Origin of the sequence: Paraburkholderia nodosa, from assembly GCF_001718195.1 — a bacterium.
Lineage (GTDB): Bacteria > Pseudomonadota > Gammaproteobacteria > Burkholderiales > Burkholderiaceae > Paraburkholderia > Paraburkholderia nodosa_A.
This window is the reverse complement of record NZ_MCNV01000022.1, coordinates 67,252-87,017: the sequence shown is the minus strand read 5'-3', so window position 1 is coordinate 87,017 and position 19,766 is coordinate 67,252. Positions and strand designations below refer to the sequence as shown.

The 19,766-nt window shown below is 65.9% G+C and carries 15 protein-coding genes and 1 pseudogene; 8 read left to right on the top strand and 8 right to left on the bottom strand.

The annotated features are described in order from the left end of the window. Positions 1-20 precede the first annotated feature (20 nt). Both recN and BFD71_RS29235 read right to left on the bottom strand, forming a co-directional pair. Entirely contained in the window at positions 21-1,700 is a 1,680-nt protein-coding gene (gene recN / locus BFD71_RS29240; protein WP_069267791.1) for a DNA repair protein RecN, read from the bottom strand. 95 nt (positions 1,701-1,795) lie between these two features. Then, complete coding sequence (locus tag BFD71_RS29235) at positions 1,796-2,707, bottom strand: NAD kinase (protein ID WP_069267790.1); 912 nt, start codon at positions 2,705-2,707, stop codon at positions 1,796-1,798. A gap of 260 nt (positions 2,708-2,967) precedes the next feature. Between BFD71_RS29235 and hrcA the strand changes: the two genes are divergently transcribed. From hrcA to pabB, 7 genes are all read left to right on the top strand, one after another. Further along, entirely contained in the window at positions 2,968-3,987 is a 1,020-nt protein-coding gene (gene hrcA / locus BFD71_RS29230; RefSeq protein ID WP_069267789.1) for a heat-inducible transcriptional repressor HrcA, read from the top strand. A 193-nt stretch (positions 3,988-4,180) separates the two neighbouring features. Then, a complete protein-coding gene (hemH, locus tag BFD71_RS29225) occupies positions 4,181-5,248 on the top strand; it encodes a ferrochelatase (RefSeq protein WP_069267788.1) in 1,068 nt (355 codons plus the stop codon). Positions 5,249-5,295: 47 nt separating this feature from the next. Next, on the top strand, positions 5,296-5,703 hold the full coding sequence (locus tag BFD71_RS29220; RefSeq protein ID WP_069267787.1) for an RNA-binding S4 domain-containing protein: 408 nt from the start codon (positions 5,296-5,298) through the stop codon (positions 5,701-5,703). Positions 5,704-6,251: 548 nt separating this feature from the next. Then, the gene (gene grpE, locus BFD71_RS29210) at positions 6,252-6,839 is read left to right on the top strand and encodes a nucleotide exchange factor GrpE (protein ID WP_069267785.1); all 588 of its coding nucleotides are present in this window, start codon (positions 6,252-6,254) and stop codon (positions 6,837-6,839) included. 249 nt (positions 6,840-7,088) lie between these two features. Continuing rightward, a complete protein-coding gene (dnaK, locus tag BFD71_RS29205) occupies positions 7,089-9,047 on the top strand; it encodes a molecular chaperone DnaK (RefSeq protein ID WP_069267784.1) in 1,959 nt (652 codons plus the stop codon). Between the two features lie 294 nt (positions 9,048-9,341). Next, complete coding sequence (gene dnaJ, locus BFD71_RS29200) at positions 9,342-10,478, top strand: molecular chaperone DnaJ (protein WP_069267783.1); 1,137 nt, start codon at positions 9,342-9,344, stop codon at positions 10,476-10,478. Positions 10,479-10,531: 53 nt separating this feature from the next. Next, the gene (gene pabB / locus BFD71_RS29195; protein ID WP_069267782.1) at positions 10,532-12,415 is read left to right on the top strand and encodes an aminodeoxychorismate synthase component I; all 1,884 of its coding nucleotides are present in this window, start codon (positions 10,532-10,534) and stop codon (positions 12,413-12,415) included. Between the two features lie 92 nt (positions 12,416-12,507). Here pabB and panB read toward each other — a convergent pair whose 3' ends face one another. The 6 genes and pseudogenes from panB to hda all read right to left on the bottom strand — a co-directional run. Beyond that, positions 12,508-13,323, bottom strand: coding sequence for a 3-methyl-2-oxobutanoate hydroxymethyltransferase (gene panB, locus BFD71_RS29190; RefSeq protein ID WP_069267781.1), 816 nt, complete (start codon positions 13,321-13,323; stop codon positions 12,508-12,510). Between the two features lie 66 nt (positions 13,324-13,389). Then, the gene (locus BFD71_RS29185) at positions 13,390-14,082 is read right to left on the bottom strand and encodes a deoxynucleoside kinase (protein WP_069267780.1); all 693 of its coding nucleotides are present in this window, start codon (positions 14,080-14,082) and stop codon (positions 13,390-13,392) included. Beyond that, positions 14,079-14,624, bottom strand: coding sequence for a 2-amino-4-hydroxy-6-hydroxymethyldihydropteridine diphosphokinase (folK, locus tag BFD71_RS29180; protein WP_069267779.1), 546 nt, complete (start codon positions 14,622-14,624; stop codon positions 14,079-14,081). Before folK ends, BFD71_RS29185 begins: the two co-directional genes overlap by 4 nt. A 72-nt stretch (positions 14,625-14,696) precedes the next feature. Next, the gene (gene pcnB / locus BFD71_RS29175) at positions 14,697-16,331 is read right to left on the bottom strand and encodes a polynucleotide adenylyltransferase PcnB (protein WP_069267778.1); all 1,635 of its coding nucleotides are present in this window, start codon (positions 16,329-16,331) and stop codon (positions 14,697-14,699) included. Continuing rightward, a complete protein-coding gene (locus BFD71_RS29170) occupies positions 16,328-17,014 on the bottom strand; it encodes an HAD family hydrolase (RefSeq protein ID WP_069267777.1) in 687 nt (228 codons plus the stop codon). The genes pcnB and BFD71_RS29170 overlap by 4 nt, the downstream gene beginning before the upstream one ends. A 626-nt stretch (positions 17,015-17,640) precedes the next feature. Further along, positions 17,641-18,342: pseudogene (gene hda / locus BFD71_RS29165) on the bottom strand (DnaA regulatory inactivator Hda); the annotation flags it as partial. A 283-nt stretch (positions 18,343-18,625) separates the two neighbouring features. On the opposite strand from hda, the gene purM reads away from it, so the two are divergent. Next, entirely contained in the window at positions 18,626-19,699 is a 1,074-nt protein-coding gene (gene purM, locus BFD71_RS29160) for a phosphoribosylformylglycinamidine cyclo-ligase (RefSeq protein ID WP_069267776.1), read from the top strand. The last annotated feature ends 67 nt before the right edge of the window (positions 19,700-19,766 follow it).

Genomic DNA, 19,766 nt, shown 5'->3' with positions numbered 1-19,766 from the left:
TATCAACGAGGCAGGGAAGCTCAAGCCGCTAGCATCTCCTTCGCATGCCGCCTGGTCGTCGCGGTAATCTCCAGCCCGCCTAGCATGCGCGCGACTTCCTCCACCCGGCCGCCCCTGTCGAGCGGCGTGACGGCCGAGACCGTGCCGCCGTTGCCGTCGCCGGACTTCGCCACCTGGAAGTGGTGATCGCCGCGTGCCGCGACCTGCGGCAAGTGCGTCACGCACAGCACCTGGCGCGCGCGACCGAGCTGGTGCAGCAAACGTCCCACCACTTCGGCGACCCCGCCGCCAATGCCCGTATCCACTTCGTCGAAGATCAGCGTGGGCGTGGGGCTCGCCGCGCTCGCGATCACGGCAAGCGCGAGACTGATACGTGCGAGCTCGCCGCCCGAAGCGATCTTCGCGAGCGGGCGCAGCGGCACGCCGGCATGGCCCGCCACGCGGAATTCGATCTGCTCCAGACCATGGGCCCCGCCGATCGGCTCGCCGGTCGAGCTGCTGCCGAGCGCCACGAGCGCGACTTCGAAGCTGCCGCCGGCCATCGACAGTTCCTGCATGCCTTGCGTGACCGCCGAGCCGAGCGCCTTCGCCGCCTTGGCGCGCGCCTTCGAGAGCTGGCGTGCCTGTGCGAGATAGGCTTCCTGCGCCTTCTGCTCGGCGGCGCGCAGGCCGTCGAGATCGGATGCGGCGTCGAGTGCCGCGAGCTGCTGGCGGCGCGACGCGTGTTCCTCAGGTAGCGTTTCGGCCGGCAGGCGGAACTTGCGCGCCGTCGAATGCAGCGCGTCGAGGCGCCGTTCGACCTGCGCGAGATGTTGCGGATCGAGATCGAGGCGTTGCGCGTAGTGCGAGAGCGAGTACGCCGCTTCCTGGATCTGGATCGCGGCCGGTTCGAGCGCGGCGAGGGCGTCGTTGAGTTCGGCGTCGACTTCGGCGAGGGAGCGCAGCTTCGAGACGATCGAGTTCAGCTGCGAGAGCATCGCCTCGTCGGATTCCGATAACGCCGCGAGCGCGCCTTGTACGCCTTCGATCAGGTTGGCCGAGTTCGAAAGCCGCACGTGCTCCGCGTTCACTTCCTCCCATTCGCCCGGCTGCGGCGCGAGCTTGTCGAGCTCGGCGAGCTGCCACGCGAGGCGCTCGCGCTCGAGCTGCAGCTCGCGGTCGCGCGACATGGCGCTCTGCAGGGCGAGACGCGCGTCGCGTGCCTCGCGCCACGCGCGCGTGACGGTGGCGGCGAGATCCGTGAGGCCCGCGTGCGTGTCGAACAGTTCGCGCTGCGCGTCGGGGCGCATGAGCAGTTGGTGAGCATGCTGGCCGTGGATGTCCACCAGCATTTCGCCCAGCTCGCGCAGTTGCGCGAGCGTGGCGGGCGTCCCGTTGATGAAGGCGCGCGAGCGCCCGCCGCTGTCCACCACGCGGCGCATCATGACCGTGTGCTCGCCGTCGCCGTTCGTGAGCGCCTGCTCGTCGAGCCAAAGCGCGGCATGCGCGGGCACGTCGAACTCGGCGGTGATGTCGGCGCGGGCCTCGCCGGTGCGCACGACGCTCGCGTCGGCGCGCGTGCCGAGCGTGAGGGCGAGGGCATCGATCAGGATCGACTTGCCCGCGCCGGTTTCGCCGGAAAACACGGTGAAACCGCTATCGAATTCGAGGTCGAGCGCGGCGACGATCACGAAGTCGCGAATCGAGAGATGGCGAAGCATGGCGTCTGGTTCTGCTTTTTTGGGTTGGCTTTGACTACCGTGGGACTGCTGGCTGCATGGCAACGCACGCGCGCGCTTCACGCTAAGACGCGGGTTTAGTCCTCCGGATCGCCCTGCAGCGAGGGGTGCTCGTTCCAGTGCAGCTTCTTGCGCAGCGTGCGGTAGTAGCTATAGCCGACCGGGTGCAGGAAAGGCACCGTGTGGCGCGAGCGGCGCACCTCGATCACGTCGTTCAGCTCCAGCGCCGTGAACGACTGCATGTCGAAGTTCACGTTGACGTCGCGGCCCGCCACGATCTGGATGCTCACCTTGCAGTCGTCGGGCAGCACGATCGGGCGGTTCGAGAGCGCGTGCGGCGCGATCGGTACGAGCACGATGCCTTGCAGCTGCGGATGCAGGATCGGCCCCTGCGACGAGAGCGCGTAGGCGGTCGAGCCCGTGGGCGTCGCGACGATCAAGCCGTCTGAGCGCTGGTTGTACATGAAGCGGCCATCCACGTTCACGCGCAGTTCGGCCATGCCCGAAAAGCCGCTACGGTTCACGACCACGTCGTTGAAGGCGAGCGCGTGGTAGATCGGGTCGCCGTCGCGGGTGATGCGCGACTCCAGCAGCGAGCGCTCCTCGCGCTCGAACGAGCCCGCGAGCAGTTGCGGCACGACCTCCTGCATCTCGGAGAACGCGATGTCGGTAATGAAGCCGAGCCGCCCGTGGTTGATGCCGATGAGCGGCGTGCGGTAGGGCGCGAGCTGGCGGCCGATGCCGAGCATCGTGCCGTCGCCGCCGAGCACGACGGCCACGTCCGCGCGCGCGCCGATTTCGGACGGCTGCAGCGCGGGATAGCCTTGCGCGCCGATTTCCTCTGCGGTTTGCGCTTCGAACACGACCTCGAAGCCGCGCTTCGAAATGGTCTGGGCGAGCGCCGTCAGCGGCTCGGCAATGCCCGGCGTATTGCTGCGCCCAACGAGCGCAACCGTCTTGAACTGGCTCTGGATCTTCTGGATCTGCATGCCGGCATTACACCATAGTCAGGTCACGAAAAGAACCTGGCGCAAGCCGGGCGCGGCCCGCCAGGCCTTGCGCGCCGCGCCCTCCCGCCCTAAGCCGGTGACACGGCGATGACAACGCGCGATGTGCCAGACGATGTGCCATGCAACATGCCCGGCGGTAACGGCCGAAACCGGGCCGCCCCGCGCTGCGGGCCTGCCCGTCGGGCCCGACCTGGCGGCGCACTCGCGGCCAACCCGCCATTAGGCTAAAATTTTGAGTCATGCTAGATCCCCGCGCACAAACCCTCCTCAAGACGCTGATCGAGCGCTACATCGCCGAAGGTCAGCCGGTCGGCTCGCGCACGCTGTCGCGCTATTCCGGCCTGGAACTGAGCCCGGCGACGATCCGCAACGTCATGTCGGACCTCGAGGAGCTGGGTCTCGTGTCCAGCCCGCATACCTCGGCCGGGCGTGTGCCCACGCCGCGCGGCTATCGCCTGTTCGTCGACACCATGCTCACCGTCGAGCCCAGTTCGGACGACGACGCGCTCACGCGGGCGGTAAAGACCACGCTGCGCCCCGGCGAGCCGCAGAAAGTGGTGGCGGCGGCGGCCAGCGTGCTCTCGAACCTCTCGCAGTTCGCGGGCGTGGTGCTGACGCCCCGGCGCAGCCACGTGTTCAAGCAGATCGAGTTCATGCGCCTGTCCGACAAGCGCATCCTGCTCATCATCGTGACGCCCGAAGGCGACGTGCAGAACCGCATCATGGCGACGCAGCGCGACTTCACGCCTTCCGAGCTCATCGAAGCCTCGAATTACATCAACGCGCACTTCGCGGGCCTGTCGTTCGACGAGGTGCGCCGCCGCCTGCGCGAGGAAATCGACGCGCTGCGCGGCGACATGACCTCGCTCATGCACGCGGCGGTGACCGCGAGCACCGAAGAGCCCGAAAGCGGCGACACCTTGCTCATTTCCGGCGAGCGCAACCTGCTCGAAGTGGCCGACCTTTCCTCGGACATGGCGCGCCTGCGCAAGCTCTTCGACGTATTCGACCAGAAAACCAGCCTGCTGCAGCTGCTCGACGTCTCGAGCCACGCGCAGGGTGTGCAGATTTTCATCGGAGGCGAGTCGCAACTCGTGCCGATCGAGGAAATGAGCGTGGTGACGGCTCCCTACGAGGTGAACGGCAAGATCGTCGGCACGCTCGGCGTGATCGGACCGACGCGCATGGCGTACAACCGCGTGATTCCGATCGTCGACATCACGGCGCGCCTGCTCTCGCTCACGCTCAGCCAGAACTGAGCGCCGCATCGGGCACCCCGGCCTTTCCGACGATCATCCCTCGAAAGGCGTGGTGCGCGCCATCGGCCGAATGGCCAACGCGCGGTGGTCACTCGCCGCGTCGCGGGTCCGGTTTGGCCCGCCAGGACCGCCCGCTATAATGCTTGTTTCATGCAACCGTTGCTGCGCATTCGCGCGGCGCCACAGATCGCCTATGCGTTTCGACCTGGAGCGGCCTTCGCAGTCCGCCGCGGCGCATCGCGTCGCCGTGCTGCTCATCAACCTGGGCACGCCGGACGCGCCCACGCCGCGCGCCGTGCGCCGCTATCTCGCGCAGTTTCTGTCCGATCCGCGCGTGGTCGAGATTCCGGCGCCGATCTGGCAGGTCATCCTGCGCACGCTGATCCTGCCGTTTCGCGGCCGGTCGTCGGCGAAGAAGTACGCGGCGGTCTGGACGCCCGAAGGCTCGCCGCTGCGCGTGCATACGCAGAAGCAGACCGACGGCCTGCGCCATCTGCTGCAAATCAACGACTACACGGTCCTCGTCGATTACGCGATGCGCTACGGCACGCCCGACATCCCGGCGATGCTGAACCAGCTCAAGCTCGCGGGCGCGGAACGCATCCTGCTCATGCCGATGTATCCGCAGTACTCGGCGTCGACCACGGCCACGGCGTTCGACGCGGCCTTCGCCGCGCTGCGCCGCATGCGCAACCAGCCGGAAATCCGCACGGTGCGCGGCTATCACGACCATCCGGCGTATATCGCGGCGCTCGCGGCGCAGGTGCACCAGTACTGGCACGCGCACGGCAAACCCAATTTCGCGGCGGGCGACCGCCTCGTGCTGAGTTTTCACGGGGTGCCGAGCCGTACGCTCGATCTGGGCGACCCGTACCACGACCAGTGCCAGCAAACGGCCGCGCTCCTCATGCACGCGCTGGAGCTAACGCCGGTCGAATGCCGGGTGACCTTCCAGTCGCGTTTTGGGCGGGCGCAATGGCTCCAGCCATACACGGCGCCCACGCTGCGGGAACTGGGCGCGGGCGGCGTGCACCGTGCGGACGTGTTCTGCCCTGGTTTCACGGCGGATTGCCTGGAAACCATCGAGGAAATCGGCATGGAAGTGCGCGACGAGTTCCTGCACGGCGGCGGCAAGGAGTTTCACCGCATAGCATGCCTGAATGCCTCGCCGGCGTGGATCGCGGCGCTGGGCGAGATTGTTGCGCAGCACCTGCAGGGCTGGCCCGTGCAAGCCGCGGCGCCGGCTGGCGCAGTGGCCTGACCCAGTGAACTGAGCGTGAACTGCGCGGCGCATCCGGAAAGCTTCTGATGAACTACAAGATTTCGACCGAACCTGGCGCGCGGCTGCGCATCGACAAATGGTTATGGGCGGCGCGTTTCTTCAAGACGCGCTCGCTCGCCTCGGACGCCGTGGGCAAGGGGCGCGTGCGCATTGGCGGCGACGCCGTGAAGGCATCGAAGGACGTGCGCGTGGGCGACCTCGTCGAAATCGAGATCGATCACGTGGTCTGGGAAGTGCAGGTATTGGGCATTTGCGAGATGCGCGGGCCCGCCAGCATCGCGCAGACGCTCTATGCGGAAACTGAAGCCGGGCGCGAGCGGCGCGCGGCGGAGCAGGACCGGCGCCGGCTCTTTCGCGAACCGGCTGCCGTGTTACAGGGCAGGCCGACCAAGCGCGACCGCCGCACTATCGACAAATTTTCGCGTGAGGGTTGAAGAGCGCTTCCATCGTAGCGTGCACGCCCCCGTATTCCGTCGTGTTTTCGTTCACGGCGCCCGACATGCAGATGGTCGTAGTCCCGGCGATGAGTACCAGCGCGACCACCGATATGGCAAAGGTCAGTTTCACGGTACTCCCCTTGGGATCGCAGCAAAACAGCCAGTCTCGAGGCCCGGATAGCGTTTTTATGTGCGGTGATGCTGCTAAAAAAGTGCTGTCCGTGGGCCCATTCGGTGCGGTGCCGGGCTCAGGGTAAACGCGTCATGAGCAGCACCTGTTCCTGAGTGTAGGTCAGGGATGTCCCTTACTCAATTTCATTTTTGCGGCGCTGCAGTAATGATTGTTACGGGCGATTGCGTGGCTTGATTTTCTGTATAAAAAAGCCGCAAGCGCCTCTTGAAACAAGCGATCCGGCACCCATGTGCTCTCGCGATGTCCGAAGCCTCTGTCGCGTCGGCGCAACGGCCCAGGCGCAGTAGAGCGGCCGGCGTCATGGCGCCCGAAGCTTTGTTCCCTTTTTCACTATTCAACGACGTTCAGCGACATGGAAAACACGCAAGAGAACCCGACGAGCCAGAACCCCACGCCCGCGGACGAGGCGTCGCAGGCAGCCCAGCCCCAGACGGCTGAAGCGGCCGAGCAGGCAGCCCAAGGCGGCGTGGACCAGAACGCAGCGGCGCTTGCCGAGGCCGCACTGGCCGAAGCCCAAGCGAAAGTCGCCGAATTGCAGGACGCCTTCGTCCGCGCCAAGGCCGAGACCGAGAACGTACGCCGCCGCGCGCAGGAAGACGTCGCCAAGGCGCACAAGTTCGCGATCGAAAACTTCGCCGAGCATTTGCTGCCGGTGATGGACAGCCTCGAAGCCGCTCTCGCCCATAACTCCGACGACCTCGCCAAGGTCAACGAAGGCGTCGAACTCACGCTCAAGCAGCTCACCGGCGCGCTAGAGAAGGGCAAGGTCCTCGCCATCAACCCCGTCGGCGAGAAGTTCGACCCGCACCGTCACCAGGCCATCTCGATGGTCCCGTCCGAGCAGGAAGCGAACACGGTGGTCAGCGTGCTGCAAAAGGGCTATGTGATCGCCGACCGCGTGCTGCGTCCGGCGCTCGTGACCGTTTCGGCACCGAAGTAAGAAAGATGTAAGTAATGCGGTGGCCTGAAGGAACCCAAAGGAACCCAAAGGCCCTGCGATTAAAAAAAATGATGGAACGCATAGCCCAAACCCCTTGAAATCGCCGTAGCGGCACTTATTTGGGCAGTAGTTCCGTATTGAAGTGGACGCCAGCCGCGCACAAGGGAAAACGCGGCTCGAGCATGTAGTTACCTGCGCAGCGCGAAAGCGGCGTCCGCACAGCGACCAAATTCTGGAGATTTGACAAAAATGGGCAAAATCATTGGTATTGACCTCGGCACCACCAACTCGTGCGTGGCGCTGATGGAAGGCAATCAGGTCAAGGTGATCGAGAACTCGGAAGGCGCCCGTACGACGCCTTCGATCATCGCCTACATGGACGACAACGAAGTGCTGGTCGGCGCACCGGCCAAGCGCCAGTCGGTCACGAACCCGAAGAACACGCTGTACGCAGTCAAGCGCCTGATCGGCCGCCGCTTCGAAGAGAAGGAAGTGCAGAAGGACATCGGCCTGATGCCCTACAAGATCGTCAAGCACGACAACGGCGACGCCTGGGTCGAAGCGCATGGCGCGAAGCTCGCGCCGTCGCAGGTTTCGGCTGAAGTGCTGCGCAAGATGAAGAAGACCGCTGAAGACTACCTCGGCGAGCCGGTCACCGAAGCCGTGATCACGGTTCCCGCGTACTTCAACGACAGCCAGCGTCAGGCCACCAAGGACGCCGGCCGCATCGCCGGCCTGGAAGTCAAGCGCATCATCAACGAGCCGACGGCAGCCGCACTCGCGTTCGGTCTGGACAAGGCCGAAAAGGGCGACCGCAAGATCGCCGTGTTCGACCTGGGCGGCGGCACGTTCGATATCTCGATCATCGAAATCGCGGATGTCGACGGCGAAATGCAGTTCGAAGTGCTCTCGACCAACGGCGACACGTTCCTCGGCGGTGAAGACTTCGACCAGCGCATCATCGATTACATCATCGGCGAGTTCAAGAAAGAGCAGGGCGTCGACCTCTCGAAGGACGTGCTCGCGCTGCAACGCCTGAAGGAAGCCGCTGAAAAGGCCAAGATCGAACTGTCGTCGGGCCAGCAGACCGACATCAACCTGCCGTACATCACGGCAGACGCGTCGGGTCCGAAGCACTTGAACCTCAAGTTCACGCGCGCCAAGCTGGAAGCGCTGGTCGAGGAACTGATCGAGCGCACCATCGAGCCGTGCCGCATGGCGATCAAGGACGCAGGCGTGAAAGTCGGCGACATCGACGACGTGATTCTCGTCGGCGGCCAGACGCGTATGCCGAAGGTGCAGGAGAAGGTGAAGGAGTTCTTCGGCAAGGACCCGCGCCGTGACGTGAACCCGGACGAAGCCGTGGCCGTTGGCGCCGCGATCCAGGGCCAGGTGCTCTCGGGCGACCGCAAGGACGTGCTGCTTCTCGACGTGACCCCGCTGTCGCTCGGTATCGAGACGCTCGGCGGCGTGATGACGAAGATGATCAACAAGAACACCACGATCCCGACCAAGCACGCACAGGTCTACTCGACGGCGGACGACAGCCAGTCGGCCGTGACGATCAAGGTGTTCCAGGGCGAGCGCGAAATGGCAGCGGGCAACAAGCTGCTCGGCGAGTTCAACCTCGAAGGCATTCCGCCCGCACCGCGCGGCGTGCCGCAGATCGAAGTGACCTTCGACATCGACGCGAACGGCATTCTGCACGTGGGCGCGAAGGACAAGGCCACCGGCAAGGAAAACAAGATCACCATCAAGGCGAACTCGGGTCTGTCGGAAGCCGAAATCGAGAAGATGGTGAAGGACGCCGAAGCGAACGCGGAAGAAGATCACCGTCTGCGCGAGATTGCCGACGCGCGCAACCAGGGCGACGCGCTGGTTCACAGCACGAAGAAGGCCGTGGCCGAGTACGGCGACAAGATCGAAGCCAGCGAAAAGGAAACGATCGAAGCCGCGCTGAAGGACCTCGAAGAAACGCTGAAGAGCTCGTCGGCCGACAAGGCGACGATCGAGGCGAAGGTGGAGGCGCTGTCGGCAGCGTCGCAGAAGCTCGGCGAGAAGATGTACGCCGACATGCAGGCGCAGCAGGCAGGCGCGGCCGGTGCCGCCGGCGCGGGTGCCGCAGGTGCCGGTGCGGCCGAGCAGGGTGCGCAGAACGACGCCGACGACGTGGTCGACGCCGAGTTCAAGGAAGTCAAGAAGGACTAAGCCGGTTCGTGGCGGTCATGACCGTTCTGCCTGATCAGCGAACGGTCGTGATCCGATGAAAGCGACTACGAAAGCGGCCGCATCGGTTACGATGCGTGTCAGCATTGCAGCGCCTGGCGAGCCATCCGGCTCTCCGGGCACATTTGTTTTATGGAGGCCGTTCTCTTTCAGGGGCCGCCGCGGCGTGAGAAGCGCCTGTGCGGATGTTCAGGGGAACGGCAAACGGGTCACGAGATCCAGCATTCAAGAGGAGCCGGCGCGCGCCGTGAAGCGCGAGGCCGGCGTTGAACCGATATGGCGAAACGGGATTACTACGAGGTTCTGGGCGTCGCGAAGAACGCGAGCGACGACGAAATCAAGAAGGCGTATCGCAAGCTCGCGATGAAGTATCACCCCGACCGCAATCCGGACAACAAGGATGCGGAAGAGCATTTCAAGGAGGCCAAAGAGGCCTACGAAATGCTGTCGGACTCGCAAAAGCGCGCGGCTTACGACCAGTACGGCCACGCCGGCGTCGATCCCAACATGGGCGGCGCGGGCGCGCAGGGCTTCGGCGGGTTCGCGGACGCTTTCGGCGACATCTTCGGCGATATCTTCGGCCAGGCCGCTGGCGGCGGCCGCGGTGGCCAGCGCAGCGGCCCGCAGGTGTATCGTGGCGCGGACCTGCGCTACAGCATGGAAATCTCGCTGGAGCAGGCGGCGCACGGCTACGAGACGCAGATCCGCGTGCCGGGCTGGACCGGCTGTGAAGTCTGTCACGGCTCGGGCGCGAAGCCCGGCACGAAGCCCGAAACCTGCCCGACCTGCCATGGTTCGGGTTCGGTGCGCATGTCGCAAGGCTTCTTCAGCATCCAGCAGACTTGCCCTAAGTGCCACGGCACGGGCTCGTACATTCCTGAACCCTGCACGAACTGCCACGGCGCAGGCAAGGTCAAGGAAACCAAGACGCTCGAAGTGAAGATTCCGGCGGGCATCGACGACGGCATGCGCATCCGTTCGGCCGGCAACGGCGAGCCTGGCATCAACGGCGGGCCGTCGGGCGATCTGTATGTCGAGATCCACATCAAGCAGCACGCGGTGTTCGAGCGCGACGGCGACGACCTGCACTGCCAGATGCCGATTCCGTTCACCACGGCGGCGCTGGGCGGCGAGATCGAAGTGCCGACGCTGGCGGGCCGCGCCTCGTTCACGGTGCCCGAAGGCACGCAGTCGGGCAAGACTTTCCGTCTGCGTGGCAAGGGCATCAAGGGTCTGCGTTCGAGCATCGCCGGCGATCTGTATGTGCATGTTCAGGTGGAAACGCCGGTCAAGCTCACCGAACACCAGCGCGAGATGCTGCAGCAGTTCGAGAAGTCACTCGTGGAAGGCGGTTCGCGCCACAGCCCGCAAAGCAAGAGCTGGTTCGACCGCGTGAAGAGCTTCTTCGACTGACGCGCTTTTCCGGCGTCACCATGCAGCAGGTAAGCAGCAGGTAGTGATCAGCAATGGCAGTCAATCCTGGCGGCGCGACTTTCGCGCTGCTCGACGATGGCGACTCGACGGCGGTGAGCCGCTCGAGCCGCCTCTATACGGGGTTCGTGCGCGAGCTTGCGTGCCAACGCGCGGCGGATCTCGACGCGGTGTGCGCGCAGGCGAATGCCGAACTGGGCAAGGGACTTCACGCCCTCGTGATCGGCGACTACGAGTTTGGACGCACGCTCGAATTCGCCAGGCGCGACACGACCTCATCCGACGAAACGCAGCACGGCCACGCCGCGCTGCGTTTTTTATTGTTCGAACGCTGCAAAACGCTCTCGCGCGAGGAAGCCGATGCTTGGCTCGCGGCGCAAGAGGGCGCTGAAGCGTCTGCGCCTGCAGGCGTGGCGGGCGTGACGATCGGTGTCGATCGCGAGCGCTTCGAGCATGACATCGCCGCCGTGCAGGATGCCTTGCGCACGGGCGACTCGTATCAGATCAACTACACCTACCGGCTCGGCTTCGAGGCGTACGGTTCGCCGCTCGCGCTTTACAGGCGCTTGCGCGAGCGTCAGCGCGTGCGTTACGGCGCGCTGATCGCGTTGCCGGGCGACCGCTGGGTGCTCTCGTGCTCGCCGGAGCTGTTCGTGGAGAAGCGCGGCCAAACGTTGCGCGCGAAACCGATGAAGGGCACGGCCGCGCGCAGCGCCGATGCGGAGCAGGACGCCGCCGCCGCGCGTTTTCTCGCGAACGACCCCAAGAACCGCGCCGAGAACGTGATGATCGTCGACCTGCTGCGCAACGACCTCTCGCGCGTCGCGCAAACCGGCTCGGTGCGCGTCCCGGCGCTCTTCAGTGTCGAGCCCTACGCGTCCGTCTGGCAGATGACTTCGACCGTGGAAGCGACGCTGCGCGAAGGTACGACATTCGCCGGCGTCATGCGCGCGCTTTTCCCGTGCGGCTCGATCACGGGTGCGCCCAAGCACCGGACGATGGAGCTGATCGAAGCGCTCGAGCATGCGCCGCGCGGGCTTTACACAGGCACGATAGGCTGGCTCGAGGCGCCCTCGGCAGGCGAGGTTTGCGGCGACTTTTGCCTTTCGGTCGTGATCCGCACGTTGACGCTCGACGCGCCGTCCGGGGGCACGGGCGCCACTCGGCGCGGCGAAATGGGCGTCGGCGCGGGCATTGTGCTCGACAGCGTGGCCGCCGACGAATACGAGGAGTGCCGCTTGAAAGCCCGTTTTCTGACCGATGCCGATCCGGGTATCGAATGCTTCGAAACGATGTACGCGACGCGCGCTGGTGGCGTGCGGCACGTGGAGCGCCATCTCACGCGGCTCGCTGCGAGCGCGGCGTGGCTCGGCTTCCCGTGCGACGTTCAAGCGTTGCGAGCGCGCATCGACGAAACCTTGGCCAAATTTGCTGACCAAAACGCGCCACACCGTTTGCGTCTCGCGCTCGGCAAGAGCGGGGCAGCGACGATTACCAGCGCACCGCTTGCGCCGCTCGCGCAAGACACCGTAGGCGTGCTGCTGGCATCGGACTACGGCTTTGCGCCGGTCGAATCCGCCGACGCGCTGTTGCTGCGCAAGACCACGCGCCGTGCAGAATTCGATCGTGCGTGGCGCGAGGCCGAAGCACAGGGCGGCTTCGACATGCTGTTCTTCAACGAGCGCGGCGAACTGACCGAAGGCGGCCGCTCGAACGTGTTCGTGAAGCGCGACGGCAAGTGGTTCACGCCACCGCTCGCCTCGGGCGTGCTGCCGGGCGTGATGCGCGGCGTGCTGCTCGACGACGATGCATTCGGCGCACAGGAGCGCGTGCTCACGCGCGACGATGTGCTCGACGCCGAGGCCTTGATGCTCACGAACGCGCTGCGCGGCGCGGTGCCGGCGCGCTTGATTCGATGAAGCTCGCGTAGCGCACCACCGGCGCACCACAAAAACAAAGCGCGCTCCCAACGGAGCGCGCTTTGTTGATTCTGCGAAGCGAAGCTGCCCAATCAGAACACGTGCTCGGGCCCCGGGAACGTGCCCTCCTTCACGGCCTGCACATACGCGCGCACGGCCGATTCGATATCGGGCTGGCCCGTCATGAAGTCCTTCACGAAGCGCGGCCGCTTGCCGGGGAAAATGCCGAGCATGTCGTGCAGCACGAGCACCTGGCCCGAGCAGTCCACGCCCGCGCCGATGCCGATGGTCGGAATGCGCAACTGCTTCGTCACTTCCGCGCCGAGCGCCGCGGGCACGGCTTCGATCACCACGAGCTGCGCGCCGGCATCCTGCAGCGCCAGCGCGTCGCGAATCATCTGCGTCGCGGCCGCATCGCTCTTGCCCTGCACCTTGAAGCCACCGAACGCATGCACCGATTGCGGCGTGAGGCCGATGTGCGCGCACACGGGCACGGCGCGCTCCACCAGCATCTTCACCGTGGGCGCGAGCCATTCGCCGCCCTCGATCTTCACCATCTGCGCGCCGGCGCGCATGAGCTTCACCGAGTTCGCAAACGCGTCTTCGGGCGTGCCGAAGGTGCCGAACGGCAGATCGGCGATGATCAGCGCCTTGGTCTGCGCGCGCGCCACGCAGGCCGTGTGATAGGCGATGTCGTCGATGGTGACGGGCAGCGTCGTGGTGTGCCCCTGGAGCACGTTGCCGAGCGAGTCGCCGATCAGCACCGTATCGACGCCCGCGCGCTCGCACAGCGCCGAGAAGCTCGCGTCATAGCACGTCAGCATCGCGATGCGTTCGCCTGCATCGCGCATGGCCTGGAGTTTGGGCACGGTGACCGCGCTGCGGCTCGTTTCCTGCAGGTAAGTCATGGGAAATCCGTTGGGAAAGGGAAAACGGGGGGGGGGCTGCGCCGCGCGATCGCGCCGATGAGGCGGTTATAGCGACGTGCCCTTGACGAAGGATTCCTTGCGGCCGCGCATCGTCTCGATACGTTCGGCGACGAGCGCGAGGTCCGCATCGGAACCTGGCAGATCCAGATGCTCCGCGCCGACGGTGAGCACCGGCGCATGATCGTAATGATAGAAAAAATCGTTGTAGCTGTCGCAGAGCGCCCGCAGGAACGCACTCGAAATAGCCAGCTCGCGCGGCAATGCCCGCTTCTGGATGCGCGCGTACAGCGCCTCGGGGCTCGCCTGCAGATAGACGACGAGGTCGGGCGTGGGCGCCGATGAGGTCAGACGCGAGGCGAGCGCGCGGTAGAGCGGCAGTTCGTCTTCGGCGAGTGTGAGACGTGCGAACAGATCGTTGCGTTCGGCAAGGAAATTCGTCACGAGCGGCACGCCCGCTTCGCGGCGCGCGGCGACGTCGCGCGAAAGTTGCTCGCGCTGCAAGGCGATATGCAACTGCGCCGCGAGTGCATGCGACGAGGGCGCGGTATCGCGATACACGCGCTCGAGAAACGGATTCTCGGCGTTCGATTCGAACAGCGTCTGCATCGACCAGCGTTCGGCCAGACGCGTCGCGAGCGTCGTCTTGCCCGCGCCGATCGGCCCTTCGATCACGATGTACTGGAGCGCGGCCGGTCGCGTGGCGCGCGCGCTGACGACGGGCAGGGGTGTCGTGCTCATCGGCAGTTGCCGGAGCCGGAGGGCGGCGTGTCCGGTGCTGGCGCCACACCCATGCACTGGCACAACGGCTTGACCTTCTCGATGCGCTGGGCGGCCACGGCGGCGAGGAACGCGCTGGCGGGCCCCTGGCCCGGAATCACGAGTTCGGGATCGACCTCGACGAGCGGCACGAGCGCGAATGCGCGGCCCGTCATGCGCGGATGCGGCACGACGAGGTCGGTTTCGTCGATGGTGGCGTCGCCGTAAAGCAGGATATCGATGTCGAGCGTGCGGGGCGCGTTGCGAAAGGGGCGCTCCCGGCCGAAATGATGTTCGACGCGCTGGCACAGGCCGAGCAGCGCGTGAACGTCGAGACTCGTCTCGATCTTCACGACGCAGTTGTAATAGTCGTCGCCGCCCGCGTCGATGGGCGCGGTGCGGTACAGACTCGATTTGGCGACGACGGTGAGGGTGTGCTGTTGTGCAAGGCACACCACCGCGTCTTTGAGGGTTTGGCGCGCATCCCCCAGATTCGCGCCAATTCCCAGCCAGGCAACCGTCATGGCTTCACTTCCTGCGACTTTTGTTGCGGTTCGACGCATGTGCGCCGCGGCAAGCCGCGACGCCGCACGGCGTCAGTCCTCGTGCGGACCGGCGTGGCCGTCATAGTCCGCACTGCTGGCTTCATGCACATCACCGGCAGCGCCGGCTTCCGATACAGCACCTTCGCCCGTTCTGCGGCTCTTCGCGCCGCCGCGGCGGCGGCGTTTGCGCGGCGAGCGCTCCTTGCCGCCCTGCGCGAGAAGCGTCTCGCGCTCGGCGTTGTCGCCGGAAATGAAGTCCGTCCACCATTGGCCGACTTCGGCGTCCAGCTCGCCCGATTCGCAGCGCAGCAGGAGGAAATCATACCCCGCTCTAAATCTTTGGTGTTCCAGCAGCTTGATCGCGCCGCGCCCACGTTTTTCGAGGCGCAGCTGCAGGCCCCAGATCTCGCGCATATCCGACGAAAAACGACGGTGAATCGCCAGTTTTTCCGTTTGCGCGTCGATGACGTCGTCCATCGCGCGATGCAGCGCCGGCACGGGCAATTCGCCTTCGGCCGTGTATTGCTGCCAACGTTGCTGCACGTCGTGCCACAGCAGCGTGGCGAACAGGAAGCCCGGCGAGACCGGCTTGCCTGCACGTACGCGCGCGTCGGTGTTCGACAGCGCGAGCGTGATGAAGCGCTCGCCTTGCGGCTGTTCGAGCACCACGTCGAGCAGTGGCAGCAGGCCGTGATGCAGCCCTTCCTTGCGCAACCACTTGAGGCACTCGAGCGCGTGGCCCGAGAGCAGCAGCTTGAGCATTTCGTCGAAAAGACGCGCGGCCGGTACGTTGTTGATGAGGTCTGCGAGCTTCACGATGGGGTCGCGCGTGTGCTCCTCGATCTCGAAGCCGAGCTTCGCCGCGAAACGCACTACGCGCAGCATGCGCACCGGATCTTCGCGATAACGCGTGGCCGGGTCGCCGATCATGCGCAGCAGGCGCGCGCGCATGTCGGCCATGCCGTTGTGGTAATCCAGCACGGTTTGCGTGGCCGGATCGTAGTACATCGCGTTGATCGTGAAGTCGCGGCGCGTGGCGTCTTCGTGCTGCTCGCCCCAGACGTTGTCGCGCAGCACGCGGCCGCTCGCATCGACGTGGTGCGTCTTGCGGTCGAGCTCGTCGCGGCGCATGCGCTTTGCGGGCGCCGGAGCGGGCGCTTCGGCGTCCGCAGGCGGCGCATCCACGAGCGCGCGGAACGTCGAGACCTCGATGATCTCCTGGCCGAACTGCACGTGCACGATCTGGAAGCGCCGGCCGATGATGCGCGCGCGGCGGAACAGCTTCTGCACCTGGTCGGGCGTGGCGTCGGTGGCGACGTCGAAGTCCTTGGGCGCCACGCCGAGCAGCAGATCGCGCACCGCGCCGCCCACGATGAACGCGCGGAAGCCCGCCTGCTGCAGACCTTCGGTCACGCGCACGGCGTTGCGCGAGATGAGCGCGGGATTGATGCCGTGGACGTCGGCGGAAAGGATGACGGGCGTGGCCGGATCGGGCGCGCCCTCGCCGGCGCGCGGCTTCGAAGTCTTCTGCGCGCTGGCCGGCTTGCGGCGCGCGCGGGTGCTGCCGGCGAGCGCGGTTGCGCCTTCATGCGAGGCCGTGTCCGGATCTGCGGCGGGGGCTTCGGTGTCTTGCGCCGCTTCGGCGTCGTCCTGGCCGAACAGCTTGCGGATGAGTTTCTTGATCACTGGGCTTGGAACAAATCGAGAATGCGCCAGCCCGCTTGTTGCGCGTGAGCGCGCAGGGTGTCGTCGGGGTTGGTGGCGATCGGGTCGGTGACGTTTTCGAGCAGCGGAATGTCGTTGTGCGAGTCGCTATAGAAGTAGCTGTGCTCGAAGTCCGAAAAGCGCTTGCCGAGCGAGGCGAGCCATTGCTCGACGCGCACGATCTTGCCTTCGCGGTAGCTCGGCGTGCCCGTCGGGCGGCCGGTGAAGGCCGAGGCCGGATGGCCGTCCACGGTTTCGACTTCGCACGCGATCAGCTTGTCCACGCCGAACACCTCGGCGATGGGCGCCGTGATGAATTCGTTGGTGGCCGTGACCACGCAGCAGAGGTCGCCCGCTTCCTTGTGCTTTTTCACGAGCTCGACTGCGCTTGGCAGGATGGTCGGCTTGATCACCTCGTGCATGTACTGGTCGTGCCATTCCTTCAACTGCGCGCGCGAATATTTCGCGAGCGGCGTGAGCATGGCGACGAGGTAAGCGTGGATGTCGAGCTTGCCGGCCTTGTAGTCGGCGTAGAAGCGGTCGTTTTGCTCCGCAAAGCGCTCGCCGTCGACAATGCCGAGCTTCACCATGAAGCGGCCCCATTCGTGGTCGCTGTCGGTGGGGATCAGGGTGTGATCGAGATCAAAAAGTGCAAGGTTAGCCATGGGCGCTCATTTTACTTGAAGCGGGAGACGCCGTTGCCGCCGCCGGCGGGCGGCGTCGGCGCGGCGGGGTCCGCGGGGGATTCGGGGCCTGCAGGCGCGTCGTTCTGGGCGGGCGCCTTGTTCTCTTGCGATCGCGACGTCTCCGACGTCTCCGACGTATCGGGCGTCGACGGTGGCTGTCCCGGCGTCTCGCCCGGGTTTGTCTCGGGTGCAGCGGTGCCGGCGGGCGGATCGAGGTCGCCGCGCAACTCGCCGGTCATCTCGTTGCTCACGTCGGCATCGACTTCGCCCTTGAGTTCAGTGCCCAGTTCCTTGTGGACGACATGACGATATTTGGCCCCCAATTCGCCTTCGACGTTGTCGGTCGGCTTGTCGAAGGGCACGGGCGTTGGCGGGCGCGCCTGCAACGCCGGCGGTTTCGGCGCCTCGTAGGGCTGGGCGTCGTCGGGCCCGGCGGCGGGGGCTTCCGGCTCGCTGGGGAAGAGCGACGGCTCCTCGCCTTCTGCGGATGGCGTGGGGGCCATCGCGTTGCCGCTGGGCTCATCTTCGCGCGCGTCACTCGCGTCGTCCGTTTCTGCCGGCTCTTCAGCGGACAATTCTTCGTCCGTCGGCAATGCGCTCGCGACGCTCACCAGATCGCCCACGCCCTTCGCGAGCATCGCGCGCAACAGCGGCAGCGTGACCGCGCGCTTCTGTTCGAGTGAAAAGCGGTCGAGCGCGTCGAGCAAGCCCATCAGGCTCGGCATGTCGCGCCGGAAATGCGTGAGCAGGTAGGCGGGCACGTCGTCGGCGAGCGCAATGCCGCGCTCGCGCGCCGCGAGCTTGAGGATGGCCGCCTTGCCTTCGTCGGAGAGCGGCGCAAGGTGGAACACGAGGCCCCAGCCGAGGCGCGTGCGCAGGTCCTCGCGCACGGCGAGACCCATGGGCGGCGCGTTGCCCGTCGCCACGAGCGCGCAGGCGGGGTAAGAGCGCACCTCGTTGAACAGGTTGAAGAGCGCGATCTGCTGCGCGCCCGAGAGCGAATCGCAGTCGTCCACCGCATAGATCGTCACGCGCGGATCGAACGTGAACGCCGCCAGCGCGCTTTGCGGGCCCAGATACCGCACATGGCCCGGCGGCGCTTCGTCGGCGAGTGCGTGCAGCAGGTGGCTGCGCCCGTTGCCGGGCTCGCCCCAGACATAGAACGTGCGATCGGCGATCGGGCCCGCCATGAGCGCCGCGTCCAGACCGCGCAGGCGCGCGACCAGCTCGGCGTTGGCGCCGATATGGAAGTTGTCGAAGGTCGATGGCGGCGGGGTGCCGAGATCGAGCGTTAACTGTCGCTGCACGGTGTGTCTGGACGGAGTCGGTTCTAGTAAAGCGTGCTCTCGTGAGAACCACGGAGGTCACTGGGCCGCGGCCGCCGCAGCACGATGCCGAAGGCGAGCGCGATCCCGGTCCCGATAACGGCCCGACGCTGGTACGGTGCGTAATACGGTGTGTTGTGCGGCAAAACTCGGTTTCCGGTTGTGGGGCACAGGCGAGGCGCGTTCCAAATCTCGCTCCACCCGCGGCGGCGGGGCGCCGTCAATCGGTTAAAATCGCATTTTACCGACCTTCTGGCGCTTCCCCATGAATCAACCGAAATCCGGCCCCGCTAATCAGGCACAGTCGCAGGACCAAGGCCTCTCCTACGCCGACGCTGGCGTCGACATGGTCGCGGGCGACGCGCTCGTCGATCGCATCAAGCCGTTTGCGAAGAAGACCCTGCGCGAGGGTGTGATGGGCGGCATCGGCGGATTCGGCGCGCTCTTCGAAGTACCGAAGAGGTACAAGGAGCCCGTGCTCGTCTCGGGCACCGACGGCGTGGGCACCAAGCTGCGCCTCGCGTTTCATCTGAACAAACACGACACGGTCGGCCAGGATCTCGTCGCGATGAGCGTGAACGACATCCTCGTGCAGGGCGCCGAGCCGCTGTTCTTCCTCGACTACTTCGCCTGCGGCAAGCTCGACGTCGATACGGCGGCCACGGTCGTGAAGGGCATCGCGCAAGGCTGCGAGCTGTCGGGCTGCGCGCTGATCGGCGGTGAGACGGCCGAAATGCCGGGCATGTACCCCGACGGCGAATACGATCTCGCCGGCTTCGCGGTGGGCGCGGTCGAAAAGAGCAAGATCATCGACGGCAGCACGATCGCCCCGGGCGACGTGGTGCTCGGTCTCGCCTCGAGCGGCATCCACTCCAACGGCTTCTCGCTCGTGCGCAAGATCATCGAGCGCGCGCAGCCGGACCTCGCCGCCGACTTCGACGGCCGCTCGCTCGCCGACGCGCTGATGGCGCCCACGCGCATCTACGTGAAGCCGCTGCTCAAGCTGATGGAAACCATCACGGTCAAGGGCATGGCGCACATCACGGGCGGCGGCCTCGTCGAGAACATTCCGCGCGTGCTGCGCGAAGGCCTCACGGCCGAACTGAACCACGCGGCATGGCCGCTGCCGCCGCTCTTCACGTGGCTGCAAAAGCATGGCGGCGTGGCCGATGCGGAAATGCACCGCGTGTTCAACTGCGGCATCGGCATGGCCGTGGTCGTGGCGGCGGATCAAGCCGACGCCGCTGCCTCGCTGCTGGCCGCCGCGGGCGAGCAGGTGTGGAAGATCGGCGTGGTGCGCGAAAGCAAGGAAGGCGAAGCACAGACCGTGGTGGTCTAAACCTCGCGCGTTGCCGCGCAAAAAAATGCCCGCCATCGACTGGCGGGCATTTTTGCTTTTCGGCGCC

Coding starts and splice junctions, on each gene's coding strand:
- recN (WP_069267791.1), bottom strand. CDS start 1,700: ATGCTTCGCCATCTCTCGATTCGCGACTTCGTGATCGTCGCCGCGCTC.
- BFD71_RS29235 (WP_069267790.1), bottom strand. CDS start 2,707: ATGCAGATCCAGAAGATCCAGAGCCAGTTCAAGACGGTTGCGCTCGTT.
- hrcA (WP_069267789.1), top strand. CDS start 2,968: ATGCTAGATCCCCGCGCACAAACCCTCCTCAAGACGCTGATCGAGCGC.
- hemH (WP_069267788.1), top strand. CDS start 4,181: ATGCGTTTCGACCTGGAGCGGCCTTCGCAGTCCGCCGCGGCGCATCGC.
- BFD71_RS29220 (WP_069267787.1), top strand. CDS start 5,296: ATGAACTACAAGATTTCGACCGAACCTGGCGCGCGGCTGCGCATCGAC.
- grpE (WP_069267785.1), top strand. CDS start 6,252: ATGGAAAACACGCAAGAGAACCCGACGAGCCAGAACCCCACGCCCGCG.
- dnaK (WP_069267784.1), top strand. CDS start 7,089: ATGGGCAAAATCATTGGTATTGACCTCGGCACCACCAACTCGTGCGTG.
- dnaJ (WP_069267783.1), top strand. CDS start 9,342: ATGGCGAAACGGGATTACTACGAGGTTCTGGGCGTCGCGAAGAACGCG.
- pabB (WP_069267782.1), top strand. CDS start 10,532: ATGGCAGTCAATCCTGGCGGCGCGACTTTCGCGCTGCTCGACGATGGC.
- panB (WP_069267781.1), bottom strand. CDS start 13,323: ATGACTTACCTGCAGGAAACGAGCCGCAGCGCGGTCACCGTGCCCAAA.
- BFD71_RS29185 (WP_069267780.1), bottom strand. CDS start 14,082: ATGAGCACGACACCCCTGCCCGTCGTCAGCGCGCGCGCCACGCGACCG.
- folK (WP_069267779.1), bottom strand. CDS start 14,624: ATGACGGTTGCCTGGCTGGGAATTGGCGCGAATCTGGGGGATGCGCGC.
- BFD71_RS29170 (WP_069267777.1), bottom strand. CDS start 17,014: ATGGCTAACCTTGCACTTTTTGATCTCGATCACACCCTGATCCCCACC.
- purM (WP_069267776.1), top strand. CDS start 18,626: ATGAATCAACCGAAATCCGGCCCCGCTAATCAGGCACAGTCGCAGGAC.